The following is a 14449-nucleotide window of genomic DNA, read 5'->3' on the forward strand; positions in this document are numbered from 1 at the left end:
GTATCATCTCCAAAAAACCTTTACCGGGAAACTTTGAACCAAAAAACTTGACATTTTAATAAAAATATTTTTCAACTAATTATATAAAATTATAATCATAAATTATTTTCCTAACCGTAAGTTTTAGAGAATAATTTTGGACCATTTCTTAAATAAATTTATTAACGAAGAATTCAATTAGCTGAGGGGTTTCCTGGTGGAAAGGGCAAGTAAAAATGTTGCAAAAAGAATTAATGTACCTCCGAGAACCGTGATAAAGTCCAGTTTTTCACCTAACCATATTACGGCTATCGGTATACCAAAAAGTGTGATCATATAATTTGACATCCCAGTTTGAATGGCAGAAAGATTTTTCAAAGCCTTAAAGAAAAGAACCATCGAAAGGAAGTTGTGAAAAAAAGCAAGTAACATTAAACCAGTCCAGGTTTTGAGTGTAAAATCAGGGATTTTATAAAAAGTGGCTGACTCACTATATAGTACAAACGGCCCTAAAACAATCAAGATGATTAAATAAGTGAAAAATACGACTTCGACATCTGAAAATTTAAGCAACAAATTCTTGCAACTTACATTGTAGTATGCATTTGCGATAACAGACAATAAGATTAACGCATTACCAACAATATATCCATCTTCAAACGCAAAATTGCTGATATTTTGGATTGAACATCATATTACACCTGCTACAGCAATTACTATACTTAATGATGCGCTCCAGGTTAGTTTTTCTTCCAATAAGAGTACAGCAAAACCGACAGTCGATATAGGCAGAATAAGTGTGATCAGGCCAGCATTTGTAGCCGTCGATTGTTGTGTACCAATGGTCATTAGTAGTTGAGCGGGAAAAGAACCAAAGATTACTGGTCTGAAAAGTACAAGCAAATCACTCCACTCTCGCTTTATTTCTCTTTTTTCAGTCAGAAAAAACGGAATCAGCATAATAGTCGCCAGCAACATTGGCGCCCAAATGGTAAACAATGGTCCAACTTGGTCCTGCACCAATTTGATACACGTAAATTGCATTGCCCACATTAAATTGCAGGCAATTAACATAAACCAGGAAAGTTTATTTTTGGACATCACAACTAGATAACCATTTTCTGAATTGCATATTTTTCCAGTGCCGCGTAATCCAAGGTAACTCCTAATCCTGGCAACTGTGGAACTGCTGCCCTCCCATTTTCAATTAAAATCGGCTGATTGATCATATCATTTTCTCTTACCAATTCGCCAAATATATCTGCCGGCAAAGTACAATTAATGCTTGCAGCAGCAATGTGAAGCCCCATTGTTTCTGAAATCCCTAAATCAACCTCAGAGCCTCTCCAACAAGATTTTCCTTCCAAATTGGATATCTCGGATAGAAGAATACATTGATATGCTGAGCCATTAAAGTTGTATCCATCGGCAGCATCTGCTTTTATAAATCCGACAATATCACTCATCTCCTGATGATAAGGTAGCGATATGTGGCGATAAATTGGAAAACTAAATTGTTCTTTCAAAAAACGATAACCTTTGATATCATGATGCGCAATTGGGTCTTCTAAACCAAACATCATTTCTGAAGGAACATTTTTCATCAAGCGCAGTGTAGTTTCTACATCTTTCCATCTTTGATTTGGATCCAGAAGTATTTTTATTTCGTTCTTACAAACGGCATGAATGTGATCGAACCAGTCTGAAATGCTATCATCATCAGCACATTTAAATTTAAATACTTTATGCCCTTTCGACATTGATTCAAAGGCTTTACTGGCTGCCTCTTCTGGTGTTCTTCTACCAGTCCATCCCATACATTCTATTTCGGTTCTATAACCGCCGCCCAATAACTGATAAACAGGAACATTTAAAAGCTGCCCAACCAGATCAAGGATTGCTGTTTCAAATGATTCGTAAACACGTTGATCTTTTATAGGAAGGTTTTTCCAGTTTAGTTTCGTTATGTCTTTTTCTACCAAAATAGCCACTGCTTCTCTAATGGCAAATTCCGGAGCACTTCTATACGTTTCTCCTATTCCAATCATTCCGTTTTGAAGTTCAATTTCAATTATCCATTTAGGCTGGATAGCGAAATCGGACCAGGAATTTCCTGTCAAGAACTTTTGCGCAAAATTTTTATCGCTTTCTTCAATATTTGCCGAATTGATACTATTGGGTTTGGGCGGAACGATAACCTTTGTTGCCCGAATGGTTCTAATTTTTGATTGCATTAAATTTCTATGCTGATTTATTTATATTGATCTGTTAGCGTTTTTATATCTGCTGAAAAATCCATAAATTTTTTTTCGAGTTCTTGTAGAGCCTCAGGAGATCTTCGATAAAATGAGGAGTTTAGTTGAACTCGATCCTGGTTCATCAGCGCCTTTAAGTTAGTCGGTATTTCTTTCATTGTACTCAAATCAGGAAATAGATTCTCCATCACCTTTGCATAGTTTTTTACTCCTGTGAGTTCCATATAGGTAAATGGTCCTGCAAAACCCATCCATAAGCCCATGTCATTCATGCAAGCTTTATCGATATCTTTTATTGAGGCATGACCATTTTCATAAAGATGAATAGCCTCCCTAAAAAGTGCATACATTAACCTATTTGCAATAAAACCATTAACATCTTTCTTAACCAATATTGGATCTTTCCCCCATTTACTTGAAAGATTTAAAACGACTTCCGCATTGGTTTCGCTGGAATGGTCACCAAGAATAATTTCCATAAAAGGAGAAATATGAGCAGGATCTCCCCAATGGACCCCTAAAAGTCTTTTTGGAAATTTCATTCCTTTTTGAAGATCACTAATTGGAATGGCCGACGTGTTGGATCCTATAATAACATCTTCTCCGAGTATACGCTCTAGCTGATGAATCAATGTAGATTTTGCATCCAAATCTTCGCCGATTGATTCTAATAACAATTCAGCTTTAACCAAATCTTCGAGTTTACTTACAAATTCTAATTTTCCAAAGGTATCTTCAAAATTTTCAGCAGAGAGATTTCCACTTAGCAACGCGAGTATTTCTGCTTTATTAACTTCGATTCGTTCAACATCATGATCATAAACGACAACGTGATGCCCTTCCCTTAGCAGACACACACAGATGCTTCTGCCCATTAGACCTAGCCCTACAACCCCAACTGTTCCTATCATTTAAATGCAATTAATTGAACTTAACATTTTTTATGCTACACCATAAAAATGTTAAGATATAAATGCCTAAAATATTTATTTGTAAGGCGAAAAAATTATGGTAATTCAATCTTTTATTATACTATTTTAACAAAACCAAATCAACAAAATATTAAGAAAAAGTTATCAACCAATAAACTTATTACTGTGTTTATATTTTTTTAACAATACAAGCCGAAATTCGCAGAGAAAATTAGAAATATAATATAAGTATGAAGGCTAAGCTCTACAAAATACCATTTGCACCAAATTCTTCTTTTCTATACAAAAAAATGAGCTGTGAGTATATAAATGATCCGTGGCATTTTCATAAAGAGTACGAACTCATACTCGTCAGTAAAGGAAAGGGAACAAAGTTTATCGGAGATAATGTTTCATTTTTTGAAGATGGTGATCTGACCTTAATTGGTTCTGAAATTCCCCATCTATACCGAAATAACCACGAAAAACTTCCAAACGGAGAACATTCAGATACCGAAATTACTTATCTACATTTTACTGAAGACTTTCTTGGAACAAGTTTTTTTGAAATTCCGGAAATGCACAGTGTAAATAAATTACTAAAAAAATCAGCGCTAGGGCTAAGAATAAAAGGCACTATTAAAGAAGAAGTATCGGCTAAGCTCTTGAGTATGCAAAGCCAGTCGCCACAATTTCGGCTAACGACCCTACTAGATATTTTGATATCCATTTCCAATTCGGAAGATATTGAGCCAATTTTATTAGCCACTTACACCGCCAATATAAGTGGTGAAACAGACAAGATCAACCTCATTTTTGATTTTATCCTTAATAATTACACTGACGAAATCTATGTCCAAGATATTGCAAGTCAGCTAAATATGAGCATGGCAGCTTTCTCCAGATACTTTAAAAAATATACTCGAAAAACCTTTTCAGATTACGTTACTGAGATCCGTATCGGCCATGCCTGCAGGCTACTGATGGAGGACAATCATACCATTTCAGAAATTTGCTATGAAAGTGGATTTGACAATCTCTCCAACTTCTACAGGCACTTTAAAAAAGTGGTAGGTATCATTCCAAAAGATTATAAAAAGCGATTTCTTAGAATTGGAATCAGCAGTAGCGCACTCGCGAGTTAATCAATTGGTAGCTCATAAAAGCAAATGTTAAAAAAGTACACAAATTGAATAGATTACGCTACGCCTTCCAAACAGAAGGCGAATAACTTTGGCCCAAATCAATTTTTCAGTTATGTTAGTACTCAAAAGAATAAACCTTATTATTATTTTTCTTCAAATCTTAGGGCTGCAGTTCGTATCCGCCCAGCAATATAACCCCAGATTCTGGACTGATGAATCCGAGGAATTACCGAAAGTAATTAAAGCCGGCTGGGGAGGAATTCTTTATTGGGGAGCTTCATTCGAAGATGACAAAATGAATTATTACTTTCCCTCCAAGTATCTGGAATCCCAGACTTGGGCAAAAAAAGGGGAAGATCGACTTACCCCGATTGTCAGTACCGCACATCAAAACAATATAAAAGTAATGGTGAATATGGAAGGAGTTAATCCTTATCACTGGACAAAAAATCAATGGAACAAAGAAACAATCGCCTCTACCATAACAGATTTAGCGAATAATGGCATCGATGCTGTTTTCGAGGAATGCTTTGAAGCCAATCCTGATGCTTTTCTTTCACTTGCCAACACCTTAAAGAAAAAAAATGTTGACTATATTTCTGGCACCGACCCGATGCTGTTGCGGGAATATAGTTTCAAACAGCTTTGGCCCAGTACAAGCATTATCAATACCTACAATTATTACTTAAAAAGGGATAAAAATTATGCTGTGGCCACGCTGGCTCAAAATGGTTCGTTGGGACTGGGTTGGGCAAAATTTTGGGGTAAGCCAACATCGATGATGTCCCCAATTACTCGAGATTGGGGTATAGACATGCAAAAATCTCCTGCTGTTGTCTCTTATCTCGCGACGATTAGGGCATTACAATTTAGAATAGACAACTTTTTAATTCTTGGTGGCCTCGAAAAGTTTGATCCTCAATACACAAAGGATTGGATTAATGAATTTGTGAAAAAACAAACGAACAAACGTCCCTTAATGAATATTGTGGTACTGTTGGATGAACAGGATGCACAACCAAGCAGCGAGGAATCCGGCTGGAATAAGTTATTTAATTCTGGTGATGCAATTACCACCGGCGCTTTTCATGCAGGATATGATGTGATTGTGAGTGATAAAGTTGTGCCTGCTGATGCTTACTGGATTTATATTGGAAAATCTGAGAAAGATTTGCCGAAAGACGTAAGAAATTTATTTGATTCTAATAAAAAGGTATTCCTGCAATCTTCAGGATACTTTCCGAGCGGAAAACTAAGCAAATCATGGTATGATGTTTTGTTCAACTGCGGCGTAAATGCAAAGATCGCTTTTAAATATGCAGGAGGTTCGCAACAAGTAATGCAGGCATCGCTTCCGGAAGACCAGGAATTTGAAATACCCTACACCGGCTATTATAAAGAAAATTATTTCAGGTTTACTGGTGTGGATGTACAAAGGGGCAAGGATTTTAGAGATGGGATTATCATAACCGATAAAAGTATTACAGGAAATGTGATTAGCAGCCCCAATAGTACCTATGGAAAAGGTCCTTTTGTGGTCGGAAAAAACAATAAATATTTGATCACGGCCAGTACAATTCATTGGCAGACCAATTTTCTAATTTCAGACTTGCTTTCAGGCGGCGGAACGCTGCCTTCCTCCAACGTATGGGGGATTGTTGGATCGGATGTTAGCGCCCTACTGGCTATTGAAGATACAGAACTTGACCTCCAAATTCCCGGTTTAAAAGACGGAACTAAGCTTCATTATGAAATATGGGATAGTAACAAAAAGATGCGGGAGGAAAAGACAATTGTTTACCAAAAAAAACTTATCATCCCGATGAAGGAATATGATCTGATTCTAATCGATCGGAAATAATCACGCTATTGCGCATTAATAAACTTTCGAGCCATTTTAAGCATATCAGCAGCTGATTGCTTTTTAAGGTTTTCAATCTGGAATTCATTTAGGATATACTGCAACTTTTTAAGCTTGGATATTTCGGCACGATGCTTAAAAAGTTGCAATAGGTATTTAATCTTTTCGAAATCCTGAATCCCTGCAATAAGCTTTTCAAAACGTATAGAAGTACGGGGACCTGGATAAAATTGATAAAGCGTTCCGGATGGATATTGCTTCCACCGTGCATCACGCAATGGGTCGGAAACCCAGCTGTTAAATGCCCAGAATAAATAACCATCATAACCTTTCGCCGCAGCATGCCATGCCAACCAGGTATTTTCCGCAGGTGGTGAAAAAGTATAACTCGAGGGGAAGGCCTCTACACATGCGGTATAAAATGTGGTTATTTTACCCGCTGCCTTGCGTTGAGAAAGAAGACTTGAATCAATCTCCAGATAAGATGCCAGGGAATAATCGTATATTTCCTTTTGAAGTTCCCCAATTCCGGTATCTGTTGATAGGGCTATTTTCCAGTTTTCATCAACTTTTTTTAATAAAGCAATTACATATCCCACTTCTGCGGCAGGCCGCTCATCCAGTGCCATTACCGTCCTCTCGAACCAACCTTTTGTCTTTAAATGTGCCGTAAATGCCCTAAGCATGGGTTCCCAAAAGTCGATGTAATCTGCTGATCCGGGTGATAAATTAATTGATGCCTGATTTTTTTGAGCAGAATCCGTGTATCTATAGTTGCCATCCCAACTGAGCATAGAATAGCAATTAATCTGCTGGTCAATTCCACTAGCCATAACGGTCTCAATATATTGATCAAAAATACCGAAATCGTAATCCCAGGTCCCATTCTTTAGTTTTGTCCATTTTATTAGCGAGGGATCTTCGGTATGTGTGTGATCTCGGCCCCATGGCTGAGGAATAATGTTGGCAGTAATCACTTTTTGACCTACCTGGGCCAGTTTGGTGTAATAATCTTTAACCAAATCAAAATGCGCAGCACTCCATAATCGTAGGTGATGAAGCTCAGCAATTGGTGCAGGGTATTGCCATAAATCTAAATGGTAAGCGCTATTTTTGAGATCTGGCAAAATGTGGTTTCTTACCGTGATAGTAATTTCCAGTTCATGTTTCTTATCCGCAAAAATCGTGATTTGGCCATTATAATTGCCTGCGGGAGTATTTTGTGGTACAGTTACACCGATCCAGATTGGCCGAACTGTATTGGCTTCAATTGAAAGTGTTGAAACAATATCAATCGGGTCAGCCACTAAAAGAGAATCATAAAGCTTTGGCAATCCATGTGCGCAACCATCTTCTGCATTATCCGACAGTACATAGCGTACAAAAGAAACGTTTATATTTTCTTTACCAATTACCCCTCCAAGATTGTTTTTAAGATCACCAACTACAAAATGGATTTCCCCTGAAGAAACTCCTCCCCAAATTAATGCCTGTGTATGTATTCTCTCTCCTTTCCAGGCAATGCCATTCCAAAGCTTGCTTTTTTTTATATCTGGAACACGTTCTTTTTCATAGCGTACCTGATCGTCGGCGTAACTCACTTGCATTTTTCCCTTAAGCGGAATCCAAGAATTAGTGTCGGTAGGTTTAGGATTTGGAAGCTCGGTATAAGTCAGATTATCTTTATTATTCAATGTCTTATTCTGTGCTTTAATCTGAAAACAAAAACAGCTTAAGATCAACCATAACAGAAAAATAGCTCGAAAAAAAAACCTCATACCAAATTAATCAGGCCGCTAAGTTCCCCAATTAATATCAGGTTAATATTTATTTAATGTTATCAGTCAATGAATTCAAAAAAGCAACAATGTGACCTATTTCTGTATCACTAAGCTTTAACGGCTTTGAAGATAGTGTTTGCATAGGGACATGGAGGCCCAGACCTGCCCCACCGCCCTTGTTATAAAATTCTATTACTTCTTCTAACGTCTTAAAGGCGCCATTATGCATATATGGGGCCGTCTTAGCTATATTTCTCAAGGTCGGGGTTTTAAAAGCACCTCGATAATTATCCATTGGATAAGTATCGAACCGTCCATTATCTGTGTCGAGATGTGGATTTTCGAAATTGGCGCTGCTCGTTGTCCCGATCACTTCTAAGTCATTACGATCAAAACGTGGAGGAACCAAGCCATTGAATACAGGCGCAAAATGACAGGTTCCGCATTGTGCTTTGCCCATGAAAAGATTGTACCCATTTATCTCACTAATATTTAACTTTTTGAGTTTTCCACTCATGTAACGATCAAACCTGGAATTATAAGGCGAGAGCGTTCTTAAATAGGCAGAGATAGCTGTGGTGACTTTGGTTATTGTGGATGTTTTACTTAATTGATCTGGAAATGCGACTAGAAACGCTTGCTTGTAATCTGGACTATTCTTTAAGCGTTCTTCAATCGAGCTGAGTTTGGCATTCATCTCTAGCGGATTTTGTAACACTTGCAAAATCAATTCATTTGTATTTGATGCACGGCCATCCCAAAATTGACTGTGCTGTAGCGTGGAATAAAGGAGTGTGGGTGTATTTCTGGATAGTTTAGCGCCCCCATCGAAAGTGGTATTGGCAGTCAATCCATCAGAAAAATAAGTATCTGGATTATGACAACTACGGCAGCTCCGTTTCATATTTCCCGAAAGCATCGGTTCCTCAAAAAATTTTTTCCCTATAGCAATCAGGTCCGAATCCCGCTTGGTGAGCTTGCCAATTTCAATAGCCCCCGGACTAAAAAGCCTTGATGGGACTTTTGAATCTTTGCTACCAAAGCCGTTCTGAAAAATAAAATTATCCATAATACCTTGGAGCGGAAGTACATATTTTCGGGTAAAAAGAAGTCTGTCAAAAGTATCAAACTCAGCGCTTTTTTTGAGAAAGTCAATTGCCTCACCCAATTTGGCGTTCAACTGAGCATTCAAAGGCTGAGACGGCATATTAGTGATATAAGGCTGCAATACCGATCTGATTGTCTCCAACGAAGCCTTTGCTTCAATTATTCCTGATTTTAACTCTGGCGCATCAAATCCGGAAATCTCTAGTGATACCATATAAATTAGGGATAACTGCAGGCTTTCCATAATTTTAGTATCATTGATAGGGAGATTAAACAATAGCGAATTAATATCCGAAGCAGATGCAGCAAGAAGTTTTACCTGCCCGATAAGTTCAGCTTTCACACTATTCGAATATTCTTGAAAAAGTAACGACTCTATAACCTGCAAACCAACGGGTTCGCTGGCTTCCATAAAGGGTATTTCCACCTCGGGATTTGGCGGCTGGTTATAAATTAACGCAGCACTTGACAGAAAATAGTCCATAAAAAAGGCTATTTTTTTATAGGCAATTCTTGTATTTTTCAATTCGGCTATAGCGTTTAAATGACTTAGCTCCGAATGATCAAGAAGATCAACAGCATTCTTTAATCTCTCACAGGAGTTAGAAAAGGCCGAAGAATTTTCACGGAAGTAGATCAGAGTGAGCTTTGTTTCCTGGCTTTGGCTTTCATCCTGGCGCTGAACTGTCATGGATAGGAACATAAAACCCAGATAAACAACCAGCAAACCAAACAGCAATTTCTTCATAAATGACTTACTTCTTAATCATTCTGAATTGATCACGAACCTGTCCGTCGGCACATATCCATTTAAAGTCCAGCACATTCCCCTCCACTTCCAAAATCGCTGCACCTGCATCCGTCGCATTAGAATAATACATCGCATTGTGAGGGAAATCAGGATAAGGTTTACCAACATAACTTGCAGATCCACTCACTACGTAAACAGTTCCCTGGGTTCTTGAAGTTTTAACATAAGGCGAAGAATCTTTCGAGCCATCATTTAAGCCTGAAGAACTGCTGAGATTATGCTTTGTAGAATTGAAGGTTTTTGCAGGTCCGTAATGACCGTTCATAAGCTTTGATCGCTCATAAACATGGCTATGACCGCAAACAATCAGGTCTACTCCCTCCCTTTCTAAAATACCAATCAGATTTTCCCTTACCCCGGTCATGATATCATCGGTATCAGAATCATGAGTACCCTTGGAGTATGGAGGAAAATGCCAATAAGCTACTATCCAGCCCTTGTTTTTGTTCATAGTCAAATCTTTTTTAAGCCATTGCACCTGCGGGCTTAGGGTATCATAAAGAAAATATTTACTTTCCTCTTTTCCATAGGAATCAAGAGAGATAAAATGAATGTTTCCCAAATCAAAAGAATAATAGGCAGGATTATTTGACGGAACGCCGCCAGCTTCTCCCTTCACAGGCATGGTAAAATTCTGGTAGTAAGCGGTATTGTGGTTGTTTTGAGCATAATCCGAACCAAAATCTACATCATGATAATCATGGTTTCCAGGTGTAGGGTAGACTGGATAGTTTTTAAGCAACCTGTTTTTGTAAACATTGAAGAATTTAGATTGAAATTCGATATCAGTACCATCATTATAGGCATTGTCGCCCAGCAAAATCCAGGCATTAAGGTCTCTGTTTCCAAGATAGGATTCAAAGCTGTTTCGAACTCTCGCTTGATTGATGGTTAAAGCACCACAGTCGCCAAATATTCCAACTTTATATTTTCCGATTGCACCAACTTTTGGTAGCGTGGTAAAATAATTATTTAGTCCTAACTGAAGTGTATCTTGAGCAGAGCCTACGCTATAAAAATATTTTGTTGAAGGTTTTAGCCCGGTAATCAGTACTTCATGCTCGGTAACCAACGTAACCTGATCTTTTTTTTGATTCAATTGGTTAACAGCATCCCCATAGGTCACTCTACTTCTTGTAGCTACATCCGTACGCCATCTAATTACCATACTGGTATCAGTTGCAACCTGCAAATAGGGTTCTCTAATCAGTTTAGGCTTATTAATAAATTTTTCAGCTGAACTGTTTTGTCCCATAGCATGGTTGGCCAGAAGAACTAACCCACAAGATAGATATTTAATAAATGTTTTTAGTTTCATATTATTTTACGACTTCAACTTCGAAAACATCTTCCAAACAATTCATACCATCGGTAACACGGTAACTAGATTTTCCAACTTTCGGCATGATGGTAATTTCCCTGGTTTTTTCTGAAGACCCATCCCATTTGTATACACCTATATACGAAGCCTTTAAAGTAACTTTCTGCCCTGCTCTAACCTGAATTTTCTTTCTGGCATTTACATTTTTCATCATCGTAAAATGATCTCCAATCTTACCATCTGCCTGTATCCATTTCAGATCCAATCGATTTGCTTCCACTTCCAAGATACTTGCTCCGCCGATGCTCACACTGGCAAAGGGCATAGCATCATGCGGAAAAGAGGCTTGAGCATGATCAATCCTACCGGAAGAGCCGCTTAAAACATACACCGTTCCCTTATTAGAATCATTTTTAATATAGGGGCAAGAATTTTTTGAACCGTCGTAAAAACCAGACGAGGTACTTAGCAAATGTTTCTCAGGAGAAAACGAAGCCTCCGGACCATAATGCCCCTGCATTAATTTTGACCTTTCATAAGAGTGACTATGGCCACACAGAATCAGGTCAACGCCATATCTTTCGAGTATTTGAATGAAGTTTTCACGGATCTTTATGAGCTGTCTTTCTGTATCAGAATTATGTGAACCCATTGAGTACGGTGGATGATGCCAATATGCTATGACCCAGCCTTTGTTTTTGTTCGCTTCAAGATCTGCTTTTACCCATTTCACCTGTACTCCTGTCGTATCATATAACCTTGATCCGTTATCCTCAGTTCCATGCGAATCCAGTGAAAGAAAATGGATATTTCCAATATCATAAGAATAAAATGCAGGGGTATGCGAAGGCAGGCCACCAGATTCACCTTTGGTTGGCATGTTAAAATTCTGATAATAACCAATTTCTCCAGAACGTTGCGCTACTTCAGCTGCATAGGGCTCATCGCGGTAGTCATGGTTCCCAGGTGCCGGAAACACGGCGGATCTTTTCAATAAATTATCTTTATAGGTATTAAAGAAGTTATGTTGATATTCCATATCGGTACCGAAGGAATAGGCATTATCGCCAAGCAAAACCCAAGCCGTAAGTGTGTCATCACCGATATACTTTTCGAATTGATCGCGGCTGTTAAGCTGATTCGGTATACTAGTTCCACAATCACCGAAAATACCGATCCTATATTTACCTTCGGTTCCTACCGTAGGAAAGGTGTAAAAGTTGTTTTTTTCATCAAACTGTAGCGTATCCTTAAATCCTTCTATCATGTAATAATATTTTGTAGAAGGCTTTAGGTTATTTAAAGTGACTAGATGATCCTTACTTCGATTACTGTTTCCTGCAATTAAGTCGAGCTTTTTAGGGTCCGTTCCAAAACGCACAAATCCAGCATCAAGTTCATCGGTTCGCCACCTTACAATAATACTTGTTGGAGTAGTAACCTGAAGGTATGGACCACGGATTAACGCTGGGCGAAAACCATACCTTTCCGCATCTCTTCTCGATGTTGTAGTTTGGGCAATACCGTTAAAAGAAAAAGCGGTGATAAAAATATATAGTAAAATGTATTTCATTATGTTTAATTAAAAAGCAACCATAGCCAAAAGGTCATAGTTGCAATATTAATAAGAAAAAAAAAATTAAGGTTTATCCCACCATACCCGTGTGCTGGTTAAGTCAGGCCCCTGACGCTGCAAGGCTGCCTGTAATTTCGGATTGGTTGAAACCTCATCTGGCTGGTAGGTCAACCTTCTTGGCATCTGGGCATTAAGATTGCCTGGCTGCAGGGTGGCAGAAGTTAATTTTTCGTAAAGTTTTGGATAGCCACTTCTTCTCATATTGGCGAAAGTCTCATACCAATTGAAATGGGTTTCTATCCAGTATTGTGTATTGATCATCTCGAGTGCTGCCTCAGTGCTGGCCGGATTATAAGGATTAGCCACTAGATAGGCGTTTGCCTGTGTTGAAGATATTACACCTTCGCTGCCGTAAACTTTGAGTTGATCCATCGCAGCTCTTACGCCGTTTTCGTAATAGGTTTTAGCAGTTGTTGTACCTGTAATTATTCCTCTTACAGTACACTCGGCTAGCTGAAACTGAACCTGTGCATAGCTCAAATGGATATAAGGCGCATCGTATCTACCAAAAGTGGCATTATTTGAAACTGAATAATTTAAGCGGTTAGCTGAGGGAATACTCGCATAAGGTGCCTCCTCGGCCCTATCCCCAAAAGCTGGCCAGCCTTTCTGCTTTGAAGGATCTTTACTTCCAGCGCCGTATGTTGTTCTGGAAGCAGGTAACATGGCATATACACTTAAGCGAGGGTCAGCATTATCTTTTAATTGGTTAACAAACTGCGAGGTTAATCTATAATTATCCGGGTATCTGATAAAGATATGTGCCTGGCCATTAGAAGTTGGATTAGTTGTTCCACCTGTTGAGCTGTTTGGCAAATATTTAACAAGAAAGTTATCGTCGTTAGTAGTCATCAGCCCACCAGCTACGGCCTTTTCAATCCATTTTTTTCCATTTACCGGATCAACTTTCATGATCCTCAGCCCTAAACGCAGCATTAAACTATTTGCAAATTTCTTCCATTTTGTTAGATCTCCTTTGTATACAATATCTGAAGTAGTTGGCAGTTTTTTAGTATTATCGAAGGCGGCGGTAGCTTCTTCAAGTTCTTTGAACATATCTGCATAGATTCTTTCCTGAGGATCATAGGCTGGTGTAAATGTCCTGTCTAAGTAGCCTCTTCCACCTTCGAAGTAAGGGATCTCACCATAAAGATCCGTCAATTGGTGAGCAAGGTAGACTTTGATAATTCTTCCTATGCTGGTATAATTTACACGAGTTGGATCCACCTTACTCCGCTCTATAAAATCAACCGAATTTACCAGCGGATTACCATAAATCCATTCAAAATGATAGCCGTGATAGCCTCCTGGTGTAATCAGCGTTTGGTAGCTTTTTCTATTGGTAACCTGCATCACAAAAGGAGCAACAAAATCGACCATACAATAGTAGGTGTTATCAAGCATGGTTAATTCAATATCAGGAAGCATGTAATCCAGATTTGGGGTTGAAACAAAATCTTCGCTAATGTTTACTTTGTCAAAATCCTTATCGCAAGCGCCAAGAATTGTAGATAGGATCAGCATAGAGCAAACACCTATTTTTTTTATTATTGTTTTCATAATCAATATTTGTAAATGGATACTAATCTATTTGGGTTGATTAGAGAGAAAGTTTAAGTGTGAAGCCAAAGTTTCTGGTTAC

The 14449-nt window shown here is 38.4% G+C and carries 11 protein-coding genes; 2 read left to right on the forward strand and 9 right to left on the reverse strand.

What is annotated here, in order from left to right:
* Positions 1-177: 177 nt before the first annotated feature.
* The 4 genes from ACZZZC_RS15230 to ACZZZC_RS15245 are packed head-to-tail and all read right to left on the reverse strand — an operon-like array spanning position 178 to position 3145.
* Positions 178-663, reverse strand: coding sequence for a DMT family transporter (locus tag ACZZZC_RS15230; protein ID WP_463488241.1), 486 nt, complete (start codon positions 661-663; stop codon positions 178-180).
* Positions 664-669: 6 nt separating this feature from the next.
* On the reverse strand, positions 670-1080 hold the full coding sequence (locus ACZZZC_RS15235) for a DMT family transporter (RefSeq protein WP_463487552.1): 411 nt from the start codon (positions 1078-1080) through the stop codon (positions 670-672).
* A 5-nt stretch (positions 1081-1085) separates the two neighbouring features.
* Positions 1086-2213: a mandelate racemase/muconate lactonizing enzyme family protein gene (locus tag ACZZZC_RS15240; protein ID WP_463487553.1), complete on the reverse strand. Its 1128-nt coding sequence runs from the start codon at positions 2211-2213 to the stop codon at positions 1086-1088.
* A 17-nt stretch (positions 2214-2230) separates the two neighbouring features.
* The gene (locus tag ACZZZC_RS15245) at positions 2231-3145 is read right to left on the reverse strand and encodes a 3-hydroxyacyl-CoA dehydrogenase family protein (protein WP_463487554.1); all 915 of its coding nucleotides are present in this window, start codon (positions 3143-3145) and stop codon (positions 2231-2233) included.
* Positions 3146-3396: 251 nt separating this feature from the next.
* Here ACZZZC_RS15245 and ACZZZC_RS15250 point away from each other — a divergent pair, with 251 nt between their 5' ends.
* Positions 3397-4290 carry an AraC family transcriptional regulator gene (locus tag ACZZZC_RS15250; protein ID WP_463487555.1) on the forward strand — a complete coding sequence of 298 codons (894 nt, stop codon included), beginning with the start codon at positions 3397-3399 and terminating at the stop codon, positions 4288-4290.
* Positions 4291-4402: 112 nt separating this feature from the next.
* The gene (locus ACZZZC_RS15255) at positions 4403-6151 is read left to right on the forward strand and encodes a hypothetical protein (protein ID WP_463487556.1); all 1749 of its coding nucleotides are present in this window, start codon (positions 4403-4405) and stop codon (positions 6149-6151) included.
* A gap of 5 nt (positions 6152-6156) precedes the next feature.
* Here ACZZZC_RS15255 and ACZZZC_RS15260 read toward each other — a convergent pair whose 3' ends face one another.
* The 5 genes from ACZZZC_RS15260 to ACZZZC_RS15280 form a co-directional block, all read right to left on the reverse strand.
* Entirely contained in the window at positions 6157-7845 is a 1689-nt protein-coding gene (locus tag ACZZZC_RS15260) for a DUF4091 domain-containing protein (protein ID WP_463487557.1), read from the reverse strand.
* Between the two features lie 133 nt (positions 7846-7978).
* Positions 7979-9787 (reverse strand): cytochrome-c peroxidase, encoded by a 1809-nt coding sequence (locus tag ACZZZC_RS15265; protein WP_463487558.1) that lies wholly within the window; start codon positions 9785-9787, stop codon positions 7979-7981.
* 7 nt (positions 9788-9794) lie between these two features.
* The gene (locus tag ACZZZC_RS15270) at positions 9795-11168 is read right to left on the reverse strand and encodes a purple acid phosphatase family protein (RefSeq protein WP_463487559.1); all 1374 of its coding nucleotides are present in this window, start codon (positions 11166-11168) and stop codon (positions 9795-9797) included.
* A 1-nt stretch (position 11169) separates the two neighbouring features.
* Entirely contained in the window at positions 11170-12744 is a 1575-nt protein-coding gene (locus ACZZZC_RS15275; protein WP_463487560.1) for a purple acid phosphatase family protein, read from the reverse strand.
* A 66-nt stretch (positions 12745-12810) separates the two neighbouring features.
* On the reverse strand, positions 12811-14367 hold the full coding sequence (locus ACZZZC_RS15280; RefSeq protein WP_463487561.1) for a SusD/RagB family nutrient-binding outer membrane lipoprotein: 1557 nt from the start codon (positions 14365-14367) through the stop codon (positions 12811-12813).
* Positions 14368-14449: the final 82 nt, after the last annotated feature.

Source organism: Pedobacter sp. AC212 (assembly GCF_979258625.1).

Bases quoted from the DNA above. Each gene is read 5' to 3' on its own strand.
- ACZZZC_RS15270 (WP_463487559.1), bottom strand. From the start codon at position 11,168: ATGAAACTAAAAACATTTATTAAATATCTATCTTGTGGGTTAGTTCTT.
- ACZZZC_RS15275 (WP_463487560.1), bottom strand. From the start codon at position 12,744: ATGAAATACATTTTACTATATATTTTTATCACCGCTTTTTCTTTTAAC.
- ACZZZC_RS15250 (WP_463487555.1), top strand. From the start codon at position 3,397: ATGAAGGCTAAGCTCTACAAAATACCATTTGCACCAAATTCTTCTTTT.
- ACZZZC_RS15240 (WP_463487553.1), bottom strand. From the start codon at position 2,213: ATGCAATCAAAAATTAGAACCATTCGGGCAACAAAGGTTATCGTTCCG.
- ACZZZC_RS15245 (WP_463487554.1), bottom strand. From the start codon at position 3,145: ATGATAGGAACAGTTGGGGTTGTAGGGCTAGGTCTAATGGGCAGAAGC.
- ACZZZC_RS15255 (WP_463487556.1), top strand. From the start codon at position 4,403: ATGTTAGTACTCAAAAGAATAAACCTTATTATTATTTTTCTTCAAATC.
- ACZZZC_RS15235 (WP_463487552.1), bottom strand. From the start codon at position 1,080: ATGTCCAAAAATAAACTTTCCTGGTTTATGTTAATTGCCTGCAATTTA.
- ACZZZC_RS15280 (WP_463487561.1), bottom strand. From the start codon at position 14,367: ATGAAAACAATAATAAAAAAAATAGGTGTTTGCTCTATGCTGATCCTA.
- ACZZZC_RS15265 (WP_463487558.1), bottom strand. From the start codon at position 9,787: ATGAAGAAATTGCTGTTTGGTTTGCTGGTTGTTTATCTGGGTTTTATG.